Annotated in this window: 21 protein-coding genes and 1 pseudogene; 10 read left to right on the top strand and 12 right to left on the bottom strand. The window is 39.3% G+C overall.

Annotated features, from left to right (window positions below; genetic code table 11):
- Nucleotides 1–258: 258 nt before the first annotated feature.
- Nucleotides 259–1,620, bottom strand: a complete 1,362-nt coding sequence (locus FQ085_RS12920; protein ID WP_149456796.1) for a copper amine oxidase — start codon at nt 1,618–1,620, stop codon at nt 259–261.
- Nucleotides 1,621–2,000: 380 nt separating this feature from the next.
- Between FQ085_RS12920 and FQ085_RS12915 the strand changes: the two genes are divergently transcribed.
- Together FQ085_RS12915 and FQ085_RS12910 are read left to right on the top strand one after the other, a co-directional pair.
- Nucleotides 2,001–2,507 carry a plastocyanin/azurin family copper-binding protein gene (locus FQ085_RS12915; RefSeq protein WP_149456795.1) on the top strand — a complete coding sequence of 169 codons (507 nt, stop codon included), beginning with the start codon at nt 2,001–2,003 and terminating at the stop codon, nt 2,505–2,507.
- 142 nt (nt 2,508–2,649) lie between these two features.
- A complete protein-coding gene (locus tag FQ085_RS12910; protein ID WP_149456794.1) occupies nt 2,650–2,910 on the top strand; it encodes a hypothetical protein in 261 nt (86 codons plus the stop codon).
- 88 nt (nt 2,911–2,998) lie between these two features.
- On the opposite strand, the gene gshAB is transcribed toward FQ085_RS12910, so the two are convergent.
- From gshAB to FQ085_RS12895, 3 genes are all read right to left on the bottom strand, one after another.
- Entirely contained in the window at nt 2,999–5,257 is a 2,259-nt protein-coding gene (gene gshAB / locus FQ085_RS12905; RefSeq protein ID WP_149456793.1) for a bifunctional glutamate--cysteine ligase GshA/glutathione synthetase GshB, read from the bottom strand.
- A gap of 285 nt (nt 5,258–5,542) precedes the next feature.
- Complete coding sequence (fghA, locus tag FQ085_RS12900) at nt 5,543–6,376, bottom strand: S-formylglutathione hydrolase (protein ID WP_058385176.1); 834 nt, start codon at nt 6,374–6,376, stop codon at nt 5,543–5,545.
- 4 nt (nt 6,377–6,380) lie between these two features.
- On the bottom strand, nt 6,381–7,496 hold the full coding sequence (locus tag FQ085_RS12895; RefSeq protein WP_149456792.1) for an S-(hydroxymethyl)glutathione dehydrogenase/class III alcohol dehydrogenase: 1,116 nt from the start codon (nt 7,494–7,496) through the stop codon (nt 6,381–6,383).
- A 413-nt stretch (nt 7,497–7,909) separates the two neighbouring features.
- On the opposite strand from FQ085_RS12895, the gene FQ085_RS12890 reads away from it, so the two are divergent.
- Nucleotides 7,910–8,272 carry a winged helix-turn-helix transcriptional regulator gene (locus FQ085_RS12890; protein WP_058385174.1) on the top strand — a complete coding sequence of 121 codons (363 nt, stop codon included), beginning with the start codon at nt 7,910–7,912 and terminating at the stop codon, nt 8,270–8,272.
- 62 nt (nt 8,273–8,334) lie between these two features.
- Here FQ085_RS12890 and FQ085_RS12885 read toward each other — a convergent pair whose 3' ends face one another.
- The 5 genes from FQ085_RS12885 to FQ085_RS12865 form a co-directional block, all read right to left on the bottom strand.
- Entirely contained in the window at nt 8,335–8,829 is a 495-nt protein-coding gene (locus tag FQ085_RS12885; protein ID WP_058385173.1) for a GNAT family N-acetyltransferase, read from the bottom strand.
- A 182-nt stretch (nt 8,830–9,011) separates the two neighbouring features.
- Entirely contained in the window at nt 9,012–11,852 is a 2,841-nt protein-coding gene (locus FQ085_RS12880) for a YhgE/Pip domain-containing protein (RefSeq protein WP_149456791.1), read from the bottom strand.
- The gene (locus FQ085_RS12875; RefSeq protein ID WP_058385171.1) at nt 11,849–12,355 is read right to left on the bottom strand and encodes an RrF2 family transcriptional regulator; all 507 of its coding nucleotides are present in this window, start codon (nt 12,353–12,355) and stop codon (nt 11,849–11,851) included. Before FQ085_RS12875 ends, FQ085_RS12880 begins: the two co-directional genes overlap by 4 nt.
- A 234-nt stretch (nt 12,356–12,589) precedes the next feature.
- Nucleotides 12,590–13,861 carry an ergothioneine biosynthesis protein EgtB gene (egtB, locus tag FQ085_RS12870; RefSeq protein WP_149456790.1) on the bottom strand — a complete coding sequence of 424 codons (1,272 nt, stop codon included), beginning with the start codon at nt 13,859–13,861 and terminating at the stop codon, nt 12,590–12,592.
- A gap of 60 nt (nt 13,862–13,921) precedes the next feature.
- Nucleotides 13,922–14,824 carry a glycine betaine ABC transporter substrate-binding protein gene (locus FQ085_RS12865; protein ID WP_149456789.1) on the bottom strand — a complete coding sequence of 301 codons (903 nt, stop codon included), beginning with the start codon at nt 14,822–14,824 and terminating at the stop codon, nt 13,922–13,924.
- A gap of 348 nt (nt 14,825–15,172) precedes the next feature.
- Between FQ085_RS12865 and FQ085_RS12860 the strand changes: the two genes are divergently transcribed.
- The 3 genes from FQ085_RS12860 (at nt 15,173) to guaD (ending at nt 18,329) form a co-directional block, all read left to right on the top strand.
- A complete protein-coding gene (locus tag FQ085_RS12860; RefSeq protein WP_262499795.1) occupies nt 15,173–15,922 on the top strand; it encodes a Crp/Fnr family transcriptional regulator in 750 nt (249 codons plus the stop codon).
- Between the two features lie 156 nt (nt 15,923–16,078).
- The gene (gene deoD, locus FQ085_RS12855; RefSeq protein ID WP_058385168.1) at nt 16,079–16,783 is read left to right on the top strand and encodes a purine-nucleoside phosphorylase; all 705 of its coding nucleotides are present in this window, start codon (nt 16,079–16,081) and stop codon (nt 16,781–16,783) included.
- 196 nt (nt 16,784–16,979) lie between these two features.
- Nucleotides 16,980–18,329, top strand: coding sequence for a guanine deaminase (guaD, locus tag FQ085_RS12850; RefSeq protein WP_149456788.1), 1,350 nt, complete (start codon nt 16,980–16,982; stop codon nt 18,327–18,329).
- Nucleotides 18,330–18,426: 97 nt separating this feature from the next.
- Here the strand turns inward: guaD and FQ085_RS12845 are convergent, their stop codons facing one another.
- The gene (locus FQ085_RS12845; RefSeq protein WP_149456787.1) at nt 18,427–19,530 is read right to left on the bottom strand and encodes a flavin monoamine oxidase family protein; all 1,104 of its coding nucleotides are present in this window, start codon (nt 19,528–19,530) and stop codon (nt 18,427–18,429) included.
- A 288-nt stretch (nt 19,531–19,818) separates the two neighbouring features.
- Here FQ085_RS12845 and FQ085_RS12840 point away from each other — a divergent pair, with 288 nt between their 5' ends.
- Entirely contained in the window at nt 19,819–21,135 is a 1,317-nt protein-coding gene (locus tag FQ085_RS12840) for a VTT domain-containing protein (RefSeq protein WP_149456786.1), read from the top strand.
- A gap of 6 nt (nt 21,136–21,141) precedes the next feature.
- On the opposite strand, the pseudogene FQ085_RS12835 reads toward FQ085_RS12840, so the two are convergent.
- Nucleotides 21,142–21,707: pseudogene (locus FQ085_RS12835) on the bottom strand (2Fe-2S iron-sulfur cluster-binding protein).
- 247 nt (nt 21,708–21,954) lie between these two features.
- Between FQ085_RS12835 and FQ085_RS12830 the strand changes: the two are divergent.
- Nucleotides 21,955–22,146, top strand: coding sequence for a hypothetical protein (locus FQ085_RS12830; RefSeq protein ID WP_149456785.1), 192 nt, complete (start codon nt 21,955–21,957; stop codon nt 22,144–22,146).
- A gap of 223 nt (nt 22,147–22,369) precedes the next feature.
- On the opposite strand, the gene FQ085_RS12825 is transcribed toward FQ085_RS12830, so the two are convergent.
- Nucleotides 22,370–22,549: a hypothetical protein gene (locus tag FQ085_RS12825; protein WP_149456784.1), complete on the bottom strand. Its 180-nt coding sequence runs from the start codon at nt 22,547–22,549 to the stop codon at nt 22,370–22,372.
- A 157-nt stretch (nt 22,550–22,706) separates the two neighbouring features.
- On the opposite strand from FQ085_RS12825, the gene FQ085_RS12820 reads away from it, so the two are divergent.
- Both FQ085_RS12820 and FQ085_RS12815 read left to right on the top strand, forming a co-directional pair.
- Nucleotides 22,707–23,327 (top strand): hypothetical protein, encoded by a 621-nt coding sequence (locus FQ085_RS12820; RefSeq protein WP_149456783.1) that lies wholly within the window; start codon nt 22,707–22,709, stop codon nt 23,325–23,327.
- Nucleotides 23,324–23,872: a peroxiredoxin family protein gene (locus FQ085_RS12815; RefSeq protein ID WP_149456782.1), complete on the top strand. Its 549-nt coding sequence runs from the start codon at nt 23,324–23,326 to the stop codon at nt 23,870–23,872. Before FQ085_RS12820 ends, FQ085_RS12815 begins: the two co-directional genes overlap by 4 nt.
- Nucleotides 23,873–24,376: the final 504 nt, after the last annotated feature.

Raw genomic sequence — 24,376 nt, 5'->3', positions numbered from 1 at the left:
TGGCAAGCAACCTTTTGAGTCCAGCCCCTTTGAATCTAAAAAAATGACGTAAAATTGACTTAGAAAATATCTTCGGTCCTACTAAAGGCAATTGGACATTCCCGACAATTAATTCTTATAAATTCAAAAGAGCACACAGCAAATCCGAGATTACAGGTCGCAATTTTAAAAAACAGACGGAGAAAAGGGACACCCTTTTCTCCGTCTGTTTTATTGTAGAGACTTAGGAGACAGTCCCTTTTCCGTTTAAACTAACGCTTATTGCTTGCGTGTACGAACCGCCACTACGGTCGTCAATGCCGCTAACATTAAGCCGGCCAGTACCCACATGAATGGGAATGATCCGGTATCAGACATACCACCCATGCCTGTTTTTGGCATTTCGGCTGGCATTTCAGTCGCGCCGAATTGGTCTGGGAATTGATCGACAATCGCTGCTGACAAGCCGGCTGCTGGCATTTGCATGTGTGCATACGCCTCGCGAATCGAGCTATACGCTGCGTCATAATCGCCCGCTACATACGAATCAAATGCTGCCAATAATTGCCCAACATGGGCAGTTAAACCTTCTTCCAATGCTGCTGCAGGAACGCGACCTTCTGTTGCTGCGTCTAAGAAGGCTGCTTGGTCTACGATGTACTGATCAAGCTCGGCACGTGCTTGTTCTTGCCCTTCTTTGTTGCCTTCACCCGTTGCCGTTACGTAATCCACAAAGTAACCAATGTGTGACTTCCATGTTTCTTCAAATTGTGCACCGGCTTCGTCGCCGTAAACCGATCCTACGGCTGCTGACAAGTCATCTGCGTTCGCAAGAAGTGCCCCTGCTGCTTGGTCAAAACTTTCGGCCCCGTCCGCGCCGTCTTGCATCGCCATAACCGCAAGTCCTGCGTGTTCAGTGAACGTTTGGTTCAATGTTGCACGCAAATCAATGGCCGGTGTATCGGCACTGGTGTTGTCAAATTTGTCCGGGAATTGAGTCGTGATTGCAATGGACAAGCTTTCGGCGAACATGCTCATGTGTTGAATCGATTCGCGCTCAAGTGAGTAAGCTTTTTCAAAATCGCCCGCCACATACGCGTCAAACGCCATGATCAACTGATCGACGTGCACGTCCAATCCTTCTTGAACCGCCGCTGCTGGCAAGAGTCCGCCTGTTGCAGTATCAAAGAATTTCGATTGTTCCACTTTGTATTTTTCCAGTTCCGCTAACGCTTGGTCTTTGCCTTCTTGGTTGTCTTCAGCGGTTGCTGTCACGTAATCGACGAAATAGCCGATGTGCGACTTCCATACTTCGTCAAACTGTGCGGCGCCTTCTTCCCCGTAAACTGAACCAACAGCTGCAGACAAGTCGTCAGCGTTTGCCAGTAAGGCACCGGCTGCTTGGTCAAAATCTTCTGCCCCGTCGACGCCTTTCCGCATCGCTTCAACTGCTAGAAATGCGTGCTCTGTTAAGGTCGTATCCAGTGCAATGCGCAGTTCCGCCGCAGGTGTTGTCGTGCTTACTTCCGTTGCGGTTTCGCTTGACGCAGAATGACCGCCGTGGCTGTCGGCAAGTGCTGCCGTTGGTACAAGTAACGCTAGGCTAAGTGGTAGGGCTAACAGTAATTTGTTTAATTTCATAATAAAATCGCTCCCTTTTTCTTGTTTTTTTTTAGTTATACAGACATAACGCAAAGGGGATTTGTTTAGATCACTTTATTTTTAAAAAGATTGAATTAACATTTATTAGAGACAGGCTTAATCAACCTACATACAAGAAAAGATTTTTGCTTATTTACATATAATTATTGATAATCTCAATCTGTTTTCTTTTCATTAAGCTATTGCAACTACTTTGGTGTGTGATAGTGGTTGAATCAAGCACTAGCTCTACGCCCAAAATGAGCAATTGACTTTTCTGCACATTTATATAGAAGGAAAAATCTTTTTTCAAAAAAAGTAATCTAATTCTCCCCTTACTGCGTTTTATAGGCAAGAACAAAAAACGAGGAGGAACTAAAATGATTAACAAAAAATTCGGGTTTATTCTCGCTGCATCAATCTTGTCATTAGCAGCTTGTGGAGAAGAACAAACGTCGGGTAACGAAAAGGCTGAACCGGCAGTTGAGGAACAAGGAAGTACCGCAGAAGAAACTACTACTGAAGAAGTAGAAGAAGAGCCTGCGGAAGAAGTTGTGGAAGAAGAACCAGCTGAAGAAACAACAGAGGCTGAACCCGTGGAAGAAAGCTCACCTGAAGCGAAAAGTGGTACCGCTTCTGATTTATTATCAAATGGAGACAAGACGAGCTTTGTGTTTAACGAAGCAGGTGAATTTTCGATATTCTGTGAACCGCACCCTGTTATGCAAATGACCGTGATTGTTGAAGAAGGTGCTGAAGCTATGGATAAAATAGAAGTCGATATTGCAGATTATGCATTTGGCGAAGAAACGATTACTGTTGCTCCTGGAACAACGATTGAATGGACCAACCAAGATCAAGTTCAGCACAATGTTGCATTTAAATAAGACAATATCTTTTAGCAAATGAATTTCAATACACTAGCACAGGCAATATTAAGCTATTGCCTGTGCTGGTTTTTCATAATTCCTTAAATAAATGGATGTCCCTTCACCATATCCAAGGTCACTATGAATGAGGAGGTTTCTAATGAAATACAGGCACTTTAAAAATGCAATTGAAAGTGAATACAAAAAATCATTAAAAGACTTGATGTACGAAGTTTGTGTAGTCAAGAACCTAAATGCTGTAGAAGGCTCCAAAAAAATTGGGATAGCCAAGGAAGTATTTGTCTATTGGCGGCATTTTTATCGCCTAGAAGCAAGGCAACGATTATTTGACCAAACAATAAATGAATTAAATAAATCCTTTTTTAATGCCACTAATGAAAAAAAGATTAGTGAATGCTGAAATTCCAGTTTCTCATAAGGATTAAATCAAAAAAGATGACGCCGGCAAAAACGCCGACGTCATCTTTTTTAGTTCGATCTCTATCAACTTACACAAGCTCCGGAAATAAATAACGTATCAACTTCATTGTCACGCGGCGCGATTTTCCTTTGTACGGGAAAATATGCATATACATAGAGGGATTGAAGTTCGCTTCAATAATTCCATAAGCATTGTTAGCCGACGCTGGAACTTCAATACTTTCAATAATTAAATCAATGCCACTAATCTTAGCTCCAAGAGCAGCTACTGCATCTACAGCTATCTTTTTATAGTCATCTGAAATTTGGTCGGTAACATCAATTGAATCGCCGCCTGTGCTCACATTTGAGTTCTCGCGCAAATAGAGGATTTCGTCTTTTTTTGGAATTGAATCCAATTTCTTTCCTTGCCCTTTAAGCATTAACACTTCTAACTCGCCTAATTGAATCTTTTCTAACGGTGTTCGGTGATCTCTGCCTCTCAGTGGATCCTGGTTTTTTCGAGCTACTAATTCTTCAACCGTGTGTTTACCATCCCCGACGACATTTGCTGGAATTCTTGACATAACGGCTTGTACTTCGTCATTCATGATAAAAAATCGGTATTCTGTTCCGTTAAGAAACTCTTCTATTAACACAGAAGAATCTTCTTCAAAGGCCAGTGTAAGAGATTTTTGATAATCCTCATAGCTTGCCCCTTCTTTGAAAATCGAAATTCCCAAACCATAATTTGTCGATTTCGGCTTTACGACAAAAGCTTTAGTGGAAAATAACTCAAAGGCTTGTAAAGCTTGTTCAATGTCGTTAAATTCTTCACCTGCTGGAACACGGAATCCCTGCTGCTGAAGAATTTTCTTCGTTACGGTTTTGTTTTCCATAATTAAAGTCGCAATATAGCTGTCTTTACTGGTCATATTGCCATTCTTGACATATTCAATATGATTATTCAGCTTCAGTTTTAAAAATTGATCTTGACGGTCTACAATTTCCACTTGAATTCCTTGCTGCATTGCATCAAATATTAAAAATTGAGTGGACAATTCCATATCTGTAAATGAAGTTAATTGGTATGGTTTTTCCCATGCAGTTTCATGATATTCTTTCGCAATGCACGTGGCTACTTGACCTTGACTGCTGTCTTTACTTTTTTCAAAAAGCTTTCCTGCTAAAGTTTTACTTGGGTCTTGTAACATTTCTCTAAAATTAGCAAATAAGCCTTCAGAAACAGCTAATCCTAGCAATTGTGTCAATTGCTCTATTTCATCAACGATAGTTTCAGCTTCTGCTTTAAATTGTGTAATTGCCAATGGGTGTTCAAGTGCCACTGCTTCGCTATAAAGTTCTCCTTTTTTAACCCATTCGTCACAATCCATCTCTTCATCTTTCCATAACATATAAATCAAGAACAGATGCAGAAACTCTGCTTGTTCATAGCTAATTCCATTTTTGTCAAAAGGATTAATATCGATGTTTCTTAATTCGATATATCCAATGCCGCGTTCTTCTAAATCTGCAACTTGACTTCCACCTCTTAAACGGACAGCCGAGTAAAACTCTTTTTCTTCACTGAGTATTCCCTTTTCAATCATTAAAGAAATATCAGCTATATAGGTTTTTAAACTTCTATAGGATACTTGCACATTGTTTCGATTTGTATAACCGTATTTGCTACTTCGAATGCTTCTCACTGGCTCATCTAAAGAATCATTGTCAAAGAAATTCTTTTCACTGCTAGGAGAGGCCCCATACAAATAGGTAATTAGCCATCTATAGTGCAAATAGTTTCGAGTAATTTTCATATAAACTTCAGTTTTAAAATGAGGAAAAGCTATGATTTCAGACTGCGCCTTAAACAAAGCTTGGAGCAATTCATCACTAAATTCAAAGTTATAGTGAATACCACTAATCATTTGCTTGCGACGACCATAAGAATGGGCTAATGATTGACGGTATTGAACACCTTCATCGTCAGCTAATTTTGCAATAATAATATCTTTTTCGTCTTTTGGTAATTCCGGTGGCATACTTAGTGGCCAAAGCATTTCGTTTTCATCCATCGACCGATAAGCCACTTCATGAATAGCTGTTAAGTAATCAAAAAGTTCTTTTAGTGAATTCGTAACCGGTGTAACCAATTCCATCTGTGTCTCCGCAAAATCACGTTTGATATAAGGATGGTCATCGCTCATCGCTATATTTTCAGGATGGTTTGTGTGAACCAACATCCCCGTCAAATCAACCCGTTGACCTTCTTTTTCAACACCGTAACGAGCTTTTGACAAATATGGTTTTACACGTTCATTGACTAACATTTTTTTCATATCCATATATTCTCTACCTCTTAGTTAACATATTTTTTCCGAACTTGTTGTTATTTTCAAACTATACATTGAAATAGCAATAGCAAATAGCATCAATCCTGTTTTGATTATAACGCATATTTGTTTTTGTATCGTCATACTAGGCTTGATCGCAGAAAATCTTACATCTAGTGTTTCTTAAGTTCAATCTGCTTTGCAATTTTTAAAAAATGAACTAAAAACAATAGGACATCCCCACATTTAACTGCAATGTAGGCATGTCCCATTTTACATCTTATTTTAAAATGAGAATCATTTTAAGTTCTTCATATGGAAGGCGAAATGATCATCCAAGAAAGTGGAGATAAAGAAATAACTATGATCATAACCAGCGTTTTTCGTGTACTCCACCAATTGGTTATTTTCTTTAGCATTTTTTAAGAAAGCTGTCTCTTCCAATTGTTCTGGATAAAACGAATCTTGAGTTCCTTGAGAAATCAGGATAGGTGGTGCATGAGTTGTTTTTACTAATTCTGTCGCATCCCACTCTAACCAAGTTGCTTTATCTTTGCCTAAATAAGTTGAAAAAGCTTTTATTCCCCATGGTACTTGGCTTGGACTCAAAATAGGGGAAAAAGCAGAAATTGCTTTAAAACGTTGTGCATTTTTCATCCCAATGACTAAGGCTCCATGACCGCCCATGGAGTGGCCCATGATGCTTTCTTTGCCTGAAAAACGAGGGACCAGTGTAGACGCAATTTCAGCTAACTCTTCTGTAATGTACGTATACATTTTATAATGCTCTGACCATGGTTGTTCAGTAGCATCTACATAAAAGCCTGCACCTTGTCCAAGGTCATAAGCAGCGTCATCTGCAACAGCTTCTCCGCGCGGTGACGTATCTGGAATTATAACCGCTACTTGGTGTATTTCAGCCAATCGTTGAAAACCACTTTTTTGACTAAAATTATCATCTGTGCACGTTAAGCCTGATAGCCACCAGATAAGAGGAATTTCTTTCTTTTCATTATTGGTTGGTAAGTAAATGCTAAATGTCATATCACATTGCAAGGCTTCCGAAAAATGACTGTATTTACGTTGTTCCCCGTCAAAAGCTATTTTTGTTTCAACATTTTTAAGATTCATTGTATCACTCTCCATAAGTTAAAATCGTACGAATCGACTCACCTTTATGCAAAAGTTCAAATGCTTCGTTTATCTCTTGGAATGCTAAGTGATGCGTGATAAACGACTCCAAATCAATGTCCCCGTTCATAAAGTCTTTGACCATGCCAGGCAATTCCGTACGTCCTTTAACACCACCAAATGCCGATCCACGCCATACGCGTCCTGTCACCAATTGGAATGGACGTGTGCTAATTTCTTTGCCCGAACCTGCGACACCTAAGATAATGCTTTCGCCCCAGCCTTTATGACAACATTCAAGAGCTGAACGCATAACCTCAACGTTTCCGATACACTCAAAGCTATAATCAACGCCGCCATCGGTCATTTCAACAATTACTTCTTGAATCGGCTTATCGAATTTCGACGGGTTAATAAAATCAGTCGCACCCATTTTCTTCGCTAGTTCAAATTTATCTTCGTTCAAGTCGATCACAATAATACGGCTGGCATTTGCTTTTACCAATCCTTGAACGACCGCTAGCCCAATTGCGCCTACTCCAAAGACTGCCGCTACAGCACCTTCTTCAACTTTCGCCGTATTTTTCACTGCGCCCATGCCTGTCGTAACACCACAACCAAGCAAGCAAACTTTATCTAATGGAGCATCTTCATCCACTTTTGCTAAGCTCACTTCGTTCACAACCGTGTATTCACTAAATGTGCTCGTGCCCATGTAATGATAAACCGGCTCTCCGTTATAAGAAAAACGCGTTGTGCCGTCTGTCATTAAGCCTTTACCTTGTGTTTCGCGCACTGCACTACACAAGTTTGTTTTACCTGACAAGCAGAATTTACACTCGCCACATTCCGCTGTGTAAAGTGGAATCACGTGATCTCCTGGTTTTACAGACGTTACACCTTCTCCGACAGATACCACGACACCGCCGCCTTCATGTCCTAAAACAGCTGGAAAAACGCCTTCTGGGTCATTGCCTGATAACGTGAACGCATCCGTATGACAAACCGATGTATAGAGTATTTTTACCATGACTTCTTTTGCTTTTGGTTCTTCTACATCGATTTCAACGATTTGAAGAGGTTCTCCTGCTTTAAACGCGACTGCTGCTCTACTTTTCATATTTATGCCTTCTTTCTTTTTGTTTGTTTTATACTATGTATCTATCATTACATACAAAAATCCTTTAAACAATACTGACGATTTTGTCACTATACACGGCTACTCCTTTTGCAAATGTTTAAGCGAGATACAAAAAGAGATGTCTAAGTCCAATAATCTTCCAGTCAACTTCAGCTATTGTTTCATCAGTGTCATTATTTGATAATGACTTTTTTGTTTTTAATTTTTCAGTTTCACACTTTTTCATATGAAGGACTTTTTCTGATCTAAATGCAATCGCCGCTCTTTTATTTATGCCATCTCCCTCTTTCTACTGTTTTTTAGCCGAGACTTATCTTTTACTAAAGTCCTTTTGAACAGTACTGACTTTTTTGTCATTACAGGTTAGTATAAACATAAAGGAGTGAGAACACTTGGAAATTCATTATAAAGAAAAAACCTATTTCTCTGGAAAAGATTTGGCATTGTCAGCTATTGGCGGCCGTTGGAAAATAGCTGTTATCTGGTGTCTATTACATGATTCTCCACTACGACTGAGTGAAATACAGAAAAAACTTCCCCAAGCCAATCAGCGCATGTTAATTAGGCAACTAAGAGAATTAGAAGAAGACCAAATCATAACTCGTTTTGTTTATCCGGTTGTGCCACCTAAAGTAGAGTATCAATTGAGTGATATCGGTCTTCGTCTAGAGCCTGTAGTTACATCTATTTGTAATTGGGGCGACGAATTTAGTGACTTTGTCAGAAAAGAAGCCACTAAAATTCCAGTCGAATAAACACTTTGTCTAAACCTTCATTGACTGCGTATCAGTCAATGAAGGTTTATTTTTTATCCCTTTCAAGTTGACCAATAAATTTTACTATCCTTTTTCTCAACTCTTCTCAATCCAGCTTTTTCTAGCACACGAATAGATGCAAAGTTGTCGTAATCGCAACTGGCAATTATTCTGTTGATACCTGACTGCGTTTTCCCCCATGCTACTAAAGCTTGTGCCATTTCGGTTGCATAGCCATGGCCTTGATAACTCGGGACGATGCTATAGCCTAGTTCCAATTCATCTTGCTTGCCATCTCGGTACCGAAAACCCATATCTCCTATAATGGTTCGCGTCTGATTATGTACAAGTATGCCTTCCCATTTATTTTCGTGTGGATATTCGCTAAATTGTTTTATTTTATATGGAATGATTTCTTTGTAAGCAGTCATCGGGTAGCCGTCAGCTACTCGGTATGTTGTGATCCTTTCCAGATCAGCCTTATTAGAAATTGCAGCTTTCATCATTGCCACAGTAAATGTGATTAAGGTCAATCTACTTGTCTGAATGTATGGCACTTTCGATTTCTCTCCTTCCTACTATTCACGTAGTTTTGTTCGGTGTAATTTTTACGCTACTCTTACTTTCTCTTTTCAATGCAAAAGTCCTTTAAAAAAGCGAAAGACCTTTCATACAAAATAAAAAAGGAGCTGTACTCAAAAAGTCATTGTTTATGACCTTTTGAGACAGCCCCTTGTACTTAATTTTCTTCTGCTAATCTATATGCTTTACGACTTCGCAAGCTAAGTACTAGCCATAACAGCAGATTAAAGACGACAATAAAAGCGCCAAGCACTAAAATACTCGTAATGAAAGTATGTGTTCCATATGCCGAAGACATCGATTCTCGGAATCCGAGGATGGCATAGCTCATGGGAACAAAATCATGCACCGTCTGGAAAAATGTATTTGTTAATTCTACAGGGAATGTACCACCACTTGCACCCAATTGGAGAACGAGAATAATCATTGCCACAAATCGTCCTGGATTTCCAAAAGTAATACCTAAGAACATAATCAAGAACATGTAGGTAAGTGAAGTGATGACTGAGACCGCAATAAACTCTCCGATGTGATCGACTTGAAGATGGAAACCGAACAGCATAATTGCATCAACAATGAGTGCTGCTGCTGTTGCTTGGATAAAACCAAGTGAAAACTTACTAAACCACCAGCCAACTCCTGAAGTCGGGCGTCCAGCTGGCGCGTTAATTGGGAATACTAAATTGAAAGATAAAGCTCCGACGAAAAGAGCAAGCGACAAAATATAAGGTGCTAATGCATGACCGTAGTTCGGTACATCGCTCCGTTCACTTTCTGTTGCTGTTGCTGGTGCAGCGATCATTTCGTAATTATCATCTGTTACTTGTTTACTTGCTACGTCTTCTGCGCCATCAGATAAACTTGTAGCAAGTTCAGAAGTTCCTTCCTCTAGCTTTGTAAGGCCTTGACCTAATTCACCAGAGCCGTCTTCTAGTTTGCTGGCTCCGCTATGTAAATCAGTTGCTCCACCAGCAAGTTCACCTGCACCACTTGAAAGCGCTGGTACGCCCTCGGCTAGCTGATTTGCACCATTTGCCAAATCACTGGAACCAGAATTCAGCTCTGCAGAGTTAGCCGCAAGTTCAGCCGTTCCTTCTTGAAGCTGCCCTGCTCCTTGTGCTGCTTTTGATACTCCTGCTGTGTATTCAGTTGTTCCTTTTTCTAATTCTATAGACCCTTGTTGCAACGCGCTCGCACCTTCAACAAGTCCAATTGAGCCTGAAGCAAGAGAAGATACACCGTCATTCAGTGAAGAGCTTCCTTCTGCTAACCGGTCAACTGCATCTGCAAGCTGAGGTAGACTTTCTGCTGTTTTTTCAATTCCCGCAAGAAGTTGTCCACTTGTCTCAGCCGCTTGCTCTGCTCCCGCATTGAGATTCTTCACACCTGGAATAAGTTGATCGTTCAGTGCATTTCGGACGGCTGAATATCCACCAAGAGCTTCTTGGGCTGCAGGATTTACTTGATCTACAGCACTGTTCAATTCTGCTACTTTCTCAGGCATGGATCCGAGTGATTGAAATGCGGGAATAATTTGCTCGTTTATGTTAGCTGATACAGCAGCAAGACTTTTCTCGAGCGTTTCAAATGCACCTTGTTGTGCTGCTGCTTGTTGCTGTGTACTTCCAGTTACTGCAGCTGATAATTCGGCTTGTTGCTCCGCAGTTAAACTGCTATAAGTAGCTGTTGCTTCAAGAGCTGCCACTGTTGCAGTTGAAGAAGTTGGCTGCATTTCGCTAACGGCTTGTTGCGCCGCCGCTAGATTCGCCTGCAATTTTGATGCATTCTGTGCACTACTGGCTGAAACAGCACCATTTAATTGGTTAACGTTTTCTTGAATAGCTAATAAACCTTGTTGCAAATTGTTGAGTTGATTTGGTGTTGGAAGTTGGTTATTTAATGCACCAAGCCCCTCTTGAAGAGTGGTACTGCCATTAGCCAGTTTAGCAAGACCCTCACCAAGCGCAGCTTGACCTAATACCAACTGTTGAATGCCAGAAGAACTCCCTGTTAACTCGCTTGTTTGTGTTTGAAGCTCATGTAAGCCATTATTTAGCTGTGCACTACCAGCTTCAGTAGCTGATAGACCTTGACTCAGTTGTTCTGCTCCTGGAACGAGAGAATTTAGACCTTGTTCTAATTTTTGTGATCCTTCAACAAGTTTTGGACCATTATTATTTAGCTCTGCAGTTCCTTCGGCAAGTCCAACCACACCGCTTTGCAACTTGCCTACTCCTGCTGTATAAGAAATAATCCCTTTATTCAACAGGTTCGCTCCTTGATTTAAATCTGCGGCTCCTGTAGCAAACTGTCCGGCACCAATTTCTAATTGCTCTGCGCCTTCCTGGAAAGTTAAACTTCCTTCTGAAAGTGTGCCAAGCCCTGCGATTAATTCTGCATTGCCTTTTTGTAATTTGACAGTTCCATCATCAAGTTGTTCCGCACCTTCTGCTGCATCTCCTAAACCTTCGCCCAGTGTATCAATTTGTTCAAATACTGCTTTTACGTATTCTTTTGTCACACTTTCTGCAATTTCCTCTTTAATCGTCGTAGTCGCTTGCTTACTTATTGATTTTATAAAAAATCCGCGACCGGGATTGGTTTCATACTGTAAATCCATCGGTTTTGGATCATCACTCATTACAGATGCTGCATGTTCCGAGAAATTTTCTGGAATGGTCAAAACCATAAAGTATTTCCCATCGTCCATTCCTTGCTCTGCTTTTTTTGCATCGGTAAACTGCCAATCCAATGCATCATTCTCTTTTAAATTTCCAACTAACTCTGAACCGACATCAAGTGTCTTGCCCTCATATTCTGATGGTACATCTTCGTTGACGACCGCTACCGGTAAGCGTTCTGTTTTTCCGTAAGGGTCCCACGACGAGCCTAAGAAAAAACCACTATAAATAATCGGGATAAACATCATAACAACCATGGTTCCTAACAAAAGTGGTTTGGAAAACAATTGCTTCCATTCCTGTTTAAACATTTTCATTTTAAATCATCCTGTTCTTTTTTCAATACATCACTTAACGTTTCTCTATTCCAGTTTAACGTTGGCAAATTTGATGTTCCTAATCCTTCTTTTAAAAGATCAGCAGCTGTTACTTTAGATAAATATTCAATCAATAACCGATCTCCTTGTGAAAAAACATTTTTAAGAATTTCTTGTCCTTTTTGTGCGTACTCTCCATCTTTAAAAGCCAGACGAATTAACCCTGTATCTGGGTATAATTGTATCGGACCTTCCATTGCTTCAATAACGTCAAGCATTGTAATATGCGTTGCCGATTTTGCTAGTGAAACGCCGCCATTATTGCCAGGTACCGAAACAGCAATTCCTTGAACGACTAATTTCCTCGTTATTTTCTTCATATAAGATGGTGAAACGCCCAGCCTTTTGCTAATTTCATCTGAAGCAAGCGGCGCGCTGCTTTCTTGCGTCGCCAGCAACACAATAATACAAATAGCCTGCTCGACACCCTTTGTTAGCTGCATAATCTGCACTCCTTTTCTGTCTAATATAAGTTAACAGTTATTTTCAATGTTAAGTAGCTATTTGCAATATCCATTGTGGATATGCAATGTCTATTTAGGTATATTACTCTTTTTTGACGAAATTGCAATAAGTAAGTCGAAATATCATTCTTTTTTTACAGAAAAAAGCAGACACCCCGAGTAGAATCGGTTGTCTGCTTTTTCGCATAAAACAGTTGTACTTCTCTTAAATGATTAATTTTGGTCTTGTGCTAGTCTAAACCCACTAAATTGCCATCTTTTTTCTGGCGGGAAAAAATTTCGGTATGTTTCTCGGATATGTTTTAGCGGCGTTGCGCATGAACCTCCGCGAAGAATCATTTGGTTGCACATGAATTTTGCATTGTATTCACCTAATGCACCTTCTAACGGTTTACTTCCTGGATACGGTGAATAGGCACTGGCAGTCCATTCCCATACATCTCCGAACATCTTAGACAACAATTCCCTTTGTGAATCGCTACTGCTTGCTACAGGATGGTAAACTCCCTCATCCAACGTATTTCCATGAATAGCAACGCTTTGAGAAGCATATTCCCATTCAGCTTCAGTAGGTAACCTTTTGCCTTTCCATCTACTAAAAGCATCTGCTTCGTAAAAACTAATATGACTAACCGGTTCATCGAGTTCTAGGTCCTGTATGCCCGCTAAGGTAAAGATTTGCCAGTGCTGTTGTTTGTCTTTCAGCCAATAAAGTGGTGCTTTCCAATTGTGTTCGTTGACTATACTCCAACCATCAGAAAGCCAATATTCCGGTTTTTCATAGCCTCCGGAATTTATAAATTCAAGATACTCTCTATTTGTCACTGGGCTTGTTGCTAATTTAAACGGTTCTATCCAAACTTTATGACGCGGACTTTCGTTATCAAACGCAAAGCCATTCCCGTCGTGACCGATTTCGACCAATCCTCCCTCAAACTCAACAAACTGCGATTCCTGCTGTTTACTTACTGGACGTTTTTCAGTTTCTGTATACGTAGGAAAAAGTGGATTAACAAAAAAGTTGTATTTTATATCCATTAAGATCAATTCCTGATGCTGTTGTTCGTGTTGAAGGCCCATGTATATTAAAGCTTCTATTTCTTCCTTTGTTTCACTAGCTGATTCAGCAAGTAAGTTAGTTACTTGCTGATCCACATAATTGCGATATTCAATAACTTGATTTACAGTCGGTCGTGATAGCACGCCGCGTTGGTGGCGTGGTTGATAAGGTCCAATCGTGTTGTAATACGAATTAAACAAAAAATCAAAAGCTGGATTGAACTCTTCATAATCCGATTTGAATTCTTTTAAAATCATACGCTCGAAAAACCAGGTGGTATGGGCAATATGCCACTTTGCTGGACTCACATCTTCGTGGGATTGAATGATAAAATCTTCCGTTTCTAAAGGCTCAATTAGTTTCATCGTAACGCCTCTAATTTCTGCAAAGCGCTCTGCTATAGACGTATTTTCTACTGCTTTCATCGAATAACTCCCCTTACCTACTAAAAATTTTCTACTTACTTTACATGTTAATAAGTTTCTCTATTCTTCAATCAATTCTTTTTCGATTAGAAATTCTCGAGCTACGTCTTGCGGTTGCTCTTTATCAACATCTACTTTAGCGTTCATCGCCAACATTTCTTCTTCGCTGATTTGCCCAGCAAGCTCGTTTAAGACATCTTTCAACTCTGGATACTCTTCAAGTGTTTCTAATCTGACAACTGGGGCTGCATCATATTTTGGAAAGAAGTTTAAATCATCTTTTGTCGTTGCTAGGTCGAACAACTCAATTCTGCTATCTGTTGTAAATGCCGGAATAACGTCTACATCTCCATTTTTCACAGCTTCGTACATAATAGAGGGATCAAAACTTTCGGTAGCCGAAAATTTAAAATCATAAGTAGCTTTTAAATCTTCGTAGCCATCACCCTGTCGTTCATAAATAGAGTGGGGTCCGCCAAAAGTGACATCCTCAGAAGCAGAAATCGCAGCTAAATCAGAGTAAGTTTCAGCATTAAAGCCGCTATCTTTAGAGTAAGCTAACGTATAGCCATTTTCAAAACCCAGCGGCTCTAACCATGTCGCTCCTAGTTCTTCTTCATACCCTTCTCTAACTGCCTCGAGCACTTCTTCAGATGATTGACCTGGTTCTGAATCACGTTTCAGCACATCTTTTAATCCTGTACCGGTATACTCTACATACATATCAATATCACCTTTTTCCAAAGCAGGTGTTAAAATTGCCACTTCCCCTAGGCCATCTTCATACTCAACCGTATACTCTGATTTGGACTCTATGTACTCACCTAAAATATAAGGCAAAATATACTGCTCAGTCCAAGGCTTTCCTCCAATAATAATTGGCTCTTTTGCATCTTCTCCCGAACTACACCCGACCAAAGCGATTGAAGCAATGATCGACATCCCGACTACTTTTTTATTCATATTCATACCCCCTATTTTTCAGTAAAAATCAACTACTTTTAAACGATCAAGCAAGTCAAATGTCTATTTCTTTCTAACTCACATTTATATCATCTCTTTTCGAATACCCTTTTTCTAAATTTTCAATCTCACTTTTTCGCTCGCTTCTATTTATTGATACTATGCATTGTAAGTTGGAAAAATAAAAGAATTAGTGTAATTCAGCCGCCATCATATGATTTTCAGTTTGTGCTGTATAATAAAAAATAAAGTTCCCTTACATCCAAGTTAGCATAGACGATTGCTAGTTGATTACATGTGACTTTCAATAAGGGATTACGGTATTAGAAAAACAGCGGCGGATACGCAATGAAATTTACCGAATCGAAAGGACGGATTCACATGATGACAAACCTCTCAGATATCCCTATCTTCTCAGGTATCCCAGAAAACGATTTGCAACAGATTCTTCTGCTGCTCAAAGAGCGTCAATTCAAGAAAAATCATATGCTCATGTTTGAAAATGATGAAAGCGAAGATATTTACATTATCCGTTCTGGAAAACTGAAAATTTTCCGCTTGCACGAAGACAAAGAAATTGTGCTCAGCTTTGCATTACCTGGAGAAATTTTAGGAGAAGTTGAAGCTTTATCTCTTGTTAATTACCGAATTTCTTCTATTGAAGCACTTGAAAACGTTGCAGCCTGGCAAATTAAGAAGACAGATTTCCTGGAACTTGTGGAACAATACCCAGCGATTTTAAAAAATGCCTACAGGATCCTTGTTGAACGCACGCGTATACTAAATCGCTTGATTCGTTATTTAAGCTTGCATGATGTCCGGACAAAAGTCGCGAATTTACTCGTCGATTTCTATTTCAATTTTGGCGATCAAAGTAATGATGGCTACAAAGTGGATTTAAAAATCAATCAATCTTTTCTCGCAACGATGCTTGGGATTACGCGAGAATCCATGTCTAAAACTTTGAACGAATTTCAGGACGAAAAGATAATTGAAATTCGAGAAAAAAATATTTATATAGTAGATATGAAAAAACTCGAGTCTATTTGCAATCAAGCAGAAGAAATACAAATGCTTCGTAAATGGAATAGTATGTAATCAAAAAACCAGCTACCTTATCCTCTGCTTTTTTTGTGAACAAGTTCACAAAAATAAGGTAGTTGTCTTCACAGCTCACTTCTTTCTGTCATGTTATGATGCTTTAAAGATGCAATTACATGCAAACGAACAACAACGACAATGGAGGTTTTTCTAATGAGTTTTCATATTGAAGCAAAAGTAGGAGAAATAGCAGAGTCAGTGTTACTTCCCGGAGATCCGTTACGTGCAACCTATATTGCAGAAACTTTTCTTGAAGATGTAAGTTGCTACAATAATGTGCGTGGCATGTTGGGGTATACAGGCACCTATAAAGGAAACCGCGTTTCTGTTCAAGGAACTGGAATGGGTATGCCCTCAGCATCCATTTACATTCATGAGTTAATCAATGACTATCAGGTAAAAAATCTTGTGAGAATCGGAACATGTGGTGCAATTCAGCAAGACGTGAACATTCGCGATGTGATTATTGCACAAGCTGCTGCAACGGATTCTGCGATGATTCGCAAAGATTTCCCAGGAATTGATCTTCCTCAAATTGGAAACTTTGATTTAATCAAAAATGCTTATGATATTGCTACAGATAAAGGACTTACGCTTCATGTAGGAAATGTATTTTCTTCTGATAGTTTCTACTCTGATGACCAAGCAACAACTAACAAGCTTGGTCAGCACGGTGTATTAGCTGTTGAAATGGAAGCAGCTGCTCTTTATTACCTGTCTGCTAAATTTGGTGTAAGAGGATTAACGTTGTTAACGGTTAGCGATCATATTCTTACTGGGGAACATACGACTTCACAAGAAAGACAAACGACGTTTAATGACATGATTGAAGTGGCGCTGGAAACGGTAGCAAAATGAAGTTTCAATTTTAAAAAGAGTGTTGACCCTTACCGGTCCCACTCTTTTGTCATTCTATCTTGTTTTGATTTTGTTGAAAGTAACCAAAAGAAAAATCACACTCGTCGGAAACGTATGGTCATCATGAAAAATAAGTCAACACACATGAGAACTTTTAATCTACCTATACAAAACAACTATGGAGGCATCGGCTGTTATGAATAAAATTATTAAAGGAACAGGCTTTTCAAGTATTAACCTACAGGAAATCGAAATATTGGAAGACTATCTTTTCTGTATAAATGATGATGGCTTTATTGCTAAACGTCTTTCACCGAATGATCAAGATTACAACATGGTATTGAAACAAGCTCGCAGTGAAGAAACGCTGATGGAACTAACAGAAGGTCAGTATTTACTTCCTGGATTTATCGATTTGCATATTCATGCTCCTCAATGGGCTCAAACCGGCACAGCACTTGATTTGCCACTTTATGAATGGCTGAATACGTACACATTCCCACTAGAAGCTAAGTTTTCAGATATAGCATTTGCCGAAGAAACTTATAGCCACTTAGTCGATACATTGCTTGGAAACGGCACAACAACCGCTCTTTACTTTGCGACCATCCACGAAGAAGCAAGTTTTTTGCTAGCAAAAATTTGTGCCGAAAAAGGACAACGCGGACTCGTCGGAAAAGTCGTGATGGATGACCCGGCTGAAAACCCGGATTTCTACAGAGATGCTAGCCTAGAAGAAGCATTAACAGGCACAGAACGCTTTATTCAACGAGTAAAAGAGTTGAATAAAACAACAAAGCAAGGTGTCTACCCAGTAGTAACGCCGCGTTTTGTACCAAGTTGTACATCTGAAGCTTTAGAAGGATTAGGGAAAATTGCGGCTAAACACGATGTTCATATCACTTCGCATTGTAGCGAGAGTGACTGGGCACACAATCATGTGAAAGAGCGTTTCGGCAAAAATGACGCACAAGTATTAAATGATTTCGGCTTATTGACTGAAAAAGCAATTATGGCGCATGCTAATTTCTTGAGCGATGATGATGCAAAAACGTATATCGAACAAGGAACTGCAATCGCTCACTGCCCTATTTCCAATGCTTATTTTGCCAATAGTGTAATTCCGATCAAACATTTTGCTGACATGGGTGTTGAAATTGGACTCGGTACGGATTTGTCGGCAGGTTATGACCCTGGAATTTATTCCGCCATTCGCCAAGCCGTTATTTCTTCTCGCATGCTAGAAGATGGGGTAGATCCTTCTAAAAATGCTTCTTCTCGCGGTCGTGATCATTCGCGTATTACGGCCAACGAAGCGTTTTATTTCGCTACAGCGGGCGGCGGTGAAAGCATTAGTTTACCAGTTGGTCGACTTACGGAAAACTATGCTTTTGATGCACAAATTATTGACACACGAATTGAAGATGCATCGATGCCCATTTTCGAAGGCATGAACTCTCTTGAAGATATTTTCCAGAAGCTCTTGTACATGACACAACGACGTAATATTATCTCCGTATTCGTCCAAGGCGAACGAGTAAAATAATCCGATAAAAAACCTTCAGGCATTTAGTTGCCTAAAGGTTTTTTGTCATTATATCTAGCTTATGAAATAAAATAATCACATGCATGTCTGTTATTAATTACTTAGAATTTAACGCAAGAATTTTATTAACCGCTTGTTCAGCTGACCGAAGCGCGCCTTCTAAATGGCCACTGTACTGTGAATTTGTCTCAGTTCCTGCAAAAAACACTTTTTCTTCCCAGTCACCAGCTGATGGCGGTTGACCATAACTCGCATAATTTTTGAATGGGCTAGAGTCTTCTTCAACTGCAGTATTCAAATCACTGGACCAATCTTTGTAAAGAATTGCTCGAGGATTTTCAGCATCCTTGCCAAACAGTTTAACTAATTGATTTGCGACCAATTTTTTTACTTTTTCCGGTCCCATATGTTGACGTGCTTCTGACGGAATTCCAAAAAATCCAAATAACGCACCCGAACCATTAGTAGGTGAAGCATCGTAAATTTCTTGCAAAGGACCAACCGAACTCAACACCAAACCTGACAATCCAGATTCTCTCCAAAATGGACGATCAAAAACCACAACCACTTTGGCTTGTGAGCCCATCCATGTCGGTTTTTCTGCAATATCAGTTAAAAGTTCTGTCGGAAGTGATGGGGAAAATTTAATATGACGTGCTACAAGACGCGGTGGCAATGCCAAAATAACCGAAGCTGCACGCATATTTTCTAACTTTCCACCTGCTCTTTCTACTGTAACCGTAATTTTTCCAACCTCGTCCATACAGATTTCTTTAACACGAGTTTCTAACTCAATCATTTTTGCAGGGATTTGCTCTGCCAATGCATCTATTAACGACTGCATTCCCCCGGTTAACCGAACTCCTCTGGCATCAATGTGTTCTTCCATAACACAGCGCTCTGGAGACTTTGTTTGAAACCGTTCCATTAGCATGTCTCCTTCGTTCTGCTGAACGAAATTCACCAACCCTAATTCTTCTACTAGAGCCGAAATTTTGCGCTCATGTTGCGGCCAAAACCACGTTGGCCCCAGATCGAATCTTCCGAGATCCTCTTGATTTGGAACAGACTCACTTAAAATTCTGCCACCAATTCTATCTCGTGCTTCAAGTACTTTACAAGTTATTCCTTGTTTTGTAAGTAGTGATGCCGCGCGCAAACCGCTTAATCCTGCACCTACAATGATGACTGGATTGTTCATATGTATTCCTCCTACTGCTACGTTTAGCTAGATCGTTTTATTGGAAAGCTGTACATTCCAAAAGCTATATCCATCATTATAATGCTAAAATTCCTTATTGCACCTATGATGTGTTTCTAGTTTGCAAATTAATACCTCGTGTTAACATAGAGTTTAACCACGTTCTGCTGTAAACTGAGCCACAAGGAATGTTTGCTTTCAAATTGTTCCGCTTTGAATTGCCAAACTAAATACAAGCTAGAAAACCTTAGTTGGATATTACTCTTAGTTTACAGAGGAGGCATTCTATTGGGAAATCTTACTGATTACATTGAACAGTATGGATACATTGTTTTATTTGGTGCACTCCTTCTTGAACTGATTGCTTTTCCTATTCCCGGTGAAGTGCTCATGACCTATAGTGGATTTCTTGTTTTCCAACACGAATTAAATTGGGCTTACTCTATTTTAGTGGCAGGTGCTGGCACTTCTTTAGGTATGACCATCTCCTATTATATTGGGTGTAAATTAGGCACTCCTTTTTTCATTAAATATGGTCAGTATTTTCATATGAGTCCAGAGAAAATCGAAAAAACATCACGTTGGTTTAATACGCATGGAAATAAATTATTAATTATCGCTTATTTCATTCCAGGGGTTCGGCATATTACCGGCTACTTTTCAGGTATTATTCAAATCCCTTTTCGAACATACGCATTGTATGCATATAGCGGAGCTTTTTTATGGGTTAGTATATTTATAACATTTGGGAAGATTTTGGGACCTCAGTGGGAGCAATTCCATATGGCTATAAAAAAATACCTCTTGATTATAGGCTGTATAGCGGCTGTAATTTTAGTCCTTATGTATGTACGCAATAAGTATAAACAAAAAATCAAAGCTTATGCTATTTGGCAGTTAAAAATTGCGTTGTATTTCCTGCATTCACGTAGAAAAGTCGGAGTTATATTAATCACAGCAGTAGTAACTATCTTTAGCCTATTTCTTCTAATGATTGGTTTAATCCAAGACTTTTTGGGAAATGAATTTCAGGATTTTAATGACATTACCGGTTTGTTCCTTCATTTCGCTTTTAATGACAAGTGGATACCTGTGATGAAACTGTTTTCTTTTATGGGATCTAGAAATACATTGATTGCACTTCTTATTGTGACTGTCGTTTGGACTTTTTTGAAAGGCCAGGATACTTTCCGACGATTGGCATTAGTGGCAATCGTTGTATGCGGTGGAGAAGTATACGAAGAATTTCTCCGCCGATTATTTTACAACTTCTCTCCTTTAAAACAGTCACTTACAAATCCATTGTATTCGTTTCCTAACGAACAATCTTTACTTACTGTTGTCGTGTTTGGGATTAGCATTTTCACTGTCATTTGGACAATTAATTCTATTTCGGTGCGTAGATTCCTCTCTATTGCGACCTTGATCCTTTTAGTCTTGATTGCTATTAGTCGCATGTATCTCGAGGTTCAGCTTCCTAGTAATATCCTTGCTGGTTACGTTTTCGGAAGTGTTTGGCTAGGATTTACTGTTTTTGTATTCGAAGTACTACATCTGCTAAAAAATTTAGATTTCGACTATAATTCGTTTGAGAAAAAACTTTAGACGACTCTAGTTAACCACATGATCACTCCCCAAAAAATTACGAAACATTTTGACTGTTGTCTCGCGATTTATCGATGCAATCGATGTAGTTAAAGGGATTCCTTTCGGACAGGTCTCCACACCGTTTTGTGCCATGTTACATTCTTGAATTCCACCCGGTCCTATTAGTAATGTTAACCTTTCACCTTTGTTCATAGCACCCGTTGGATGGGCATTCATTAAGCGCACTTGTGAAATAGGAGCTTGCCCAATGTAATTGGTTTTGTTTTTCATTGGCTATAGCCGCATAGGCTGTTTTAAGTGGTCAACTAAAGCTGTATATGATTGAAGAGCATAGCCATTGATGACAGGAGCAGGCTCCATATACTTCTTCTAAGCAGTTTCTATCCCATGTGATAGGCGGCGTTTTCTCCCCCTTCCATGTTAATGGGATTTCGCCGAATCTTCATCAAAGCAGAAATGACGTTCGTGTTCATCATGTAGGGAAATTCAACCTTTTCCCCATACGAACTTTCTTCTGATGTGTTTCTTCGTTCGATTTCAAAAACAACGATCTTTTGTGCATTTTCCATGTCTCTCGCTCTTTTTAAACAGCATAGTAATGGTTATGTTGTGAAAAGCAAACGTTATTGGCTTTTTCTATAAATCCCCAATTCCTTTTTCTCCATTCTATGCTCAAAAGATTGACTCTTCTGCAACATGTTTATCAGAAAATTGAGTCAATATGGTATACTAAACTAAAACGATGCAAAGCTTCAAGGAATTCGAATCGATATGCTGTCACAGATAAATCTAAAACGATAATGAGGAGGAAGTAACATGAAAGATCCACAACAAACAGCGCTTGATCGCTTTCATGCGATTGACCAGATGATTAATGAAGGACTAGGCAGCGGCACGATCAACCCAAGCTATACAAAAACTCATTTAAAGTTAAAAGAAAAACAAGAAGCACAATTACTTTCTGCCTTGTCGGAAAAGCCTTTAGACAACAAGCCTACTAAGAAGTGAAAAAGCAGTAACAAGCTAAAACTATTGTAATTTGGTCTCTTTGCCTCAATGACAAACTAAATGATTTCTTCAAGTAAAAGACGTCTAACCAGCACTTGAAAATAGGTGCCGGCTAGACGTCTTTTTGTTGCTTAAAAAAGAACATATTTATCTCAGTTGACAACTGTCATTTTCTAGCTTTTTTCGTAATCGCTGATTAAAGTCTGCTCACTTACTTCTGTAGTTAAGACAAATTTGTGAAATCGTCTTCATAGGGTGAATTTCTATGGTAATCTATAGGATACTCTATATAAAAAGTAAATGGACTAGGTATGAATTTCGGATGAATCATTTCGATGAATTCATTTGGCGCTGTCCCATACAAATATTCCTCTGTTTCAAAACGTTCCTGCCATGACATCATACTGTGCCTCTTATAATCATCTTGTTTTAGCTTAGCTGCAAAACAAAAAAGATGAAAAAAATGTGCATTCAGCTATAATGGGACACGTTGAGTAGTTAAATCCCAATACAGATGGAGGTACTTTTGTAATGAATACTATCCGATCAGAAGAGCAATCATGAGCTATATTCCTATTTTTCATCTGACCATTCCCGCTGTATGGGTTGCTGTTTTGTTGGCAGCTGCCGTAGTTAAACTTTTTATGCGTTTTTTTACCGGAGAAAAAATCGGAGAATGGTATTGGAATGCGCTGACGTTCTACATCCTTACCTGGAAACTCAGTTACAGTCTATTTCATTTCGAAAACTTTCGTAATATGCCTTTATCCATCCTTTATTTTAACGGCGGTTTATATGGACATTTCCTTGGAATTGTTGTCGTTAGTATCTATTTAATCATGGCACAGAAAAAACAATGGAAGGTAGCGAAGCAATCCGTATTTTCCTGGCTTTTGTTCTTTCTATCTTATCAAGCAATTCTGCAAAGCTTTGAAAAAAATGTGGTTGAAGCAATTTTCCATACTTTGCTGCTGATTATAAGCATTTTGGCTATTCGCTTTCTCGCAAAACGTACTGACGTCCCGAACGTATTATTGCTTGCCGCATTATTAACATTAGAGTTGCTAATTTTAAGTGCATTTGGTTCGCTTTGGTCATGGCAAAACGCAACATTCGTTTTACTAGCGATCGTCACTAGCATCATGTACACCCGCTTTGAACAGAAAGGACAGACTCTATGATTAAAAAAATACTTTTTGGAATTCTGCTTTTAGCTGCTATTGGCATCATGGCGCTCAATTTCTTTACGAAGAGTGAATCAACTAAGCAATCAGAAACCATTACACCTACATCAACAGGTCTCTCTCTAGGAGCAAAAGCACCCGATTTCACTTTGATCGACCAACATGGTCAAACAGTTCAGTTATCCGATTATCGCGGCAAAAAAGTCATTCTCAATTTCTGGGCTACTTGGTGTCCTCCGTGCCGTGCAGAAATGCCACACATGCAGCAATTTCATGAAAACAATCTAGATGGCGATGTCGAAATACTGGCCGTCAATTTGACAGAGCAGGATAATGGCGAACAAGCAATCCGTTCGTTTATTGATGAATTTGGATTAACCTTCACAATGCCTATGGATGAGACAGGTAGCGTCGCTCAAACTTATCAAATTCGCACTGTACCAACAACATACATCTTGAATACAAAAGGCGAAATTGCTCAAAAAATCATTGGACCGATGGATGAGCAAATTATGAAAAATCAAACAGACAGCATCGATTAGTTTGTTAAGTAATCTTTAAGTTACCTATCGTAGATGAAAGGGAAATTCAGAAATAACGAACGGAGAGGAGGTGGCGAATGACGCCTCTTCTCCGTTTCTATAGTACATTTTTCTTCTGTAGATGAGTATTTTCTAGCTTCACGTTTTCAGCATATATGCAAGTCAGAAATTCATTCATTTGCGTCCATTCACTTAGGATTTTTTGGAATCGCTCAATCTTATTAAGAAGTGCTTGGAAATCTTTTTTCTTTGGTACAGCTCTATAAATTTCGATATCATTGCCAGTGTCTTACTCCTCTACGCCAAATGATTTAATGATTTTCTTAGTTTAATTGATTGGCTCCCGTCCTCGTATAAAGAATCTAAATTCCAGGTTTGGCTAATGGTTTCATTCACTGTCAGTCTCTCCTTCAATTCCAACGTTTAATCGTTTCTCTCTTTGGATAAATTAACAATAACTCTTGTGCTTTTTATTCTCTATACTCCTTTTGGATGTTAGACATA

The organism is Planococcus sp. ANT_H30 (genome assembly GCF_008369335.1).
Taxonomy (GTDB): Bacteria; Bacillota; Bacilli; order Bacillales_A; family Planococcaceae; genus Planococcus; species Planococcus kocurii.
This window is presented reverse-complemented; position numbering and strand designations above follow the sequence as displayed.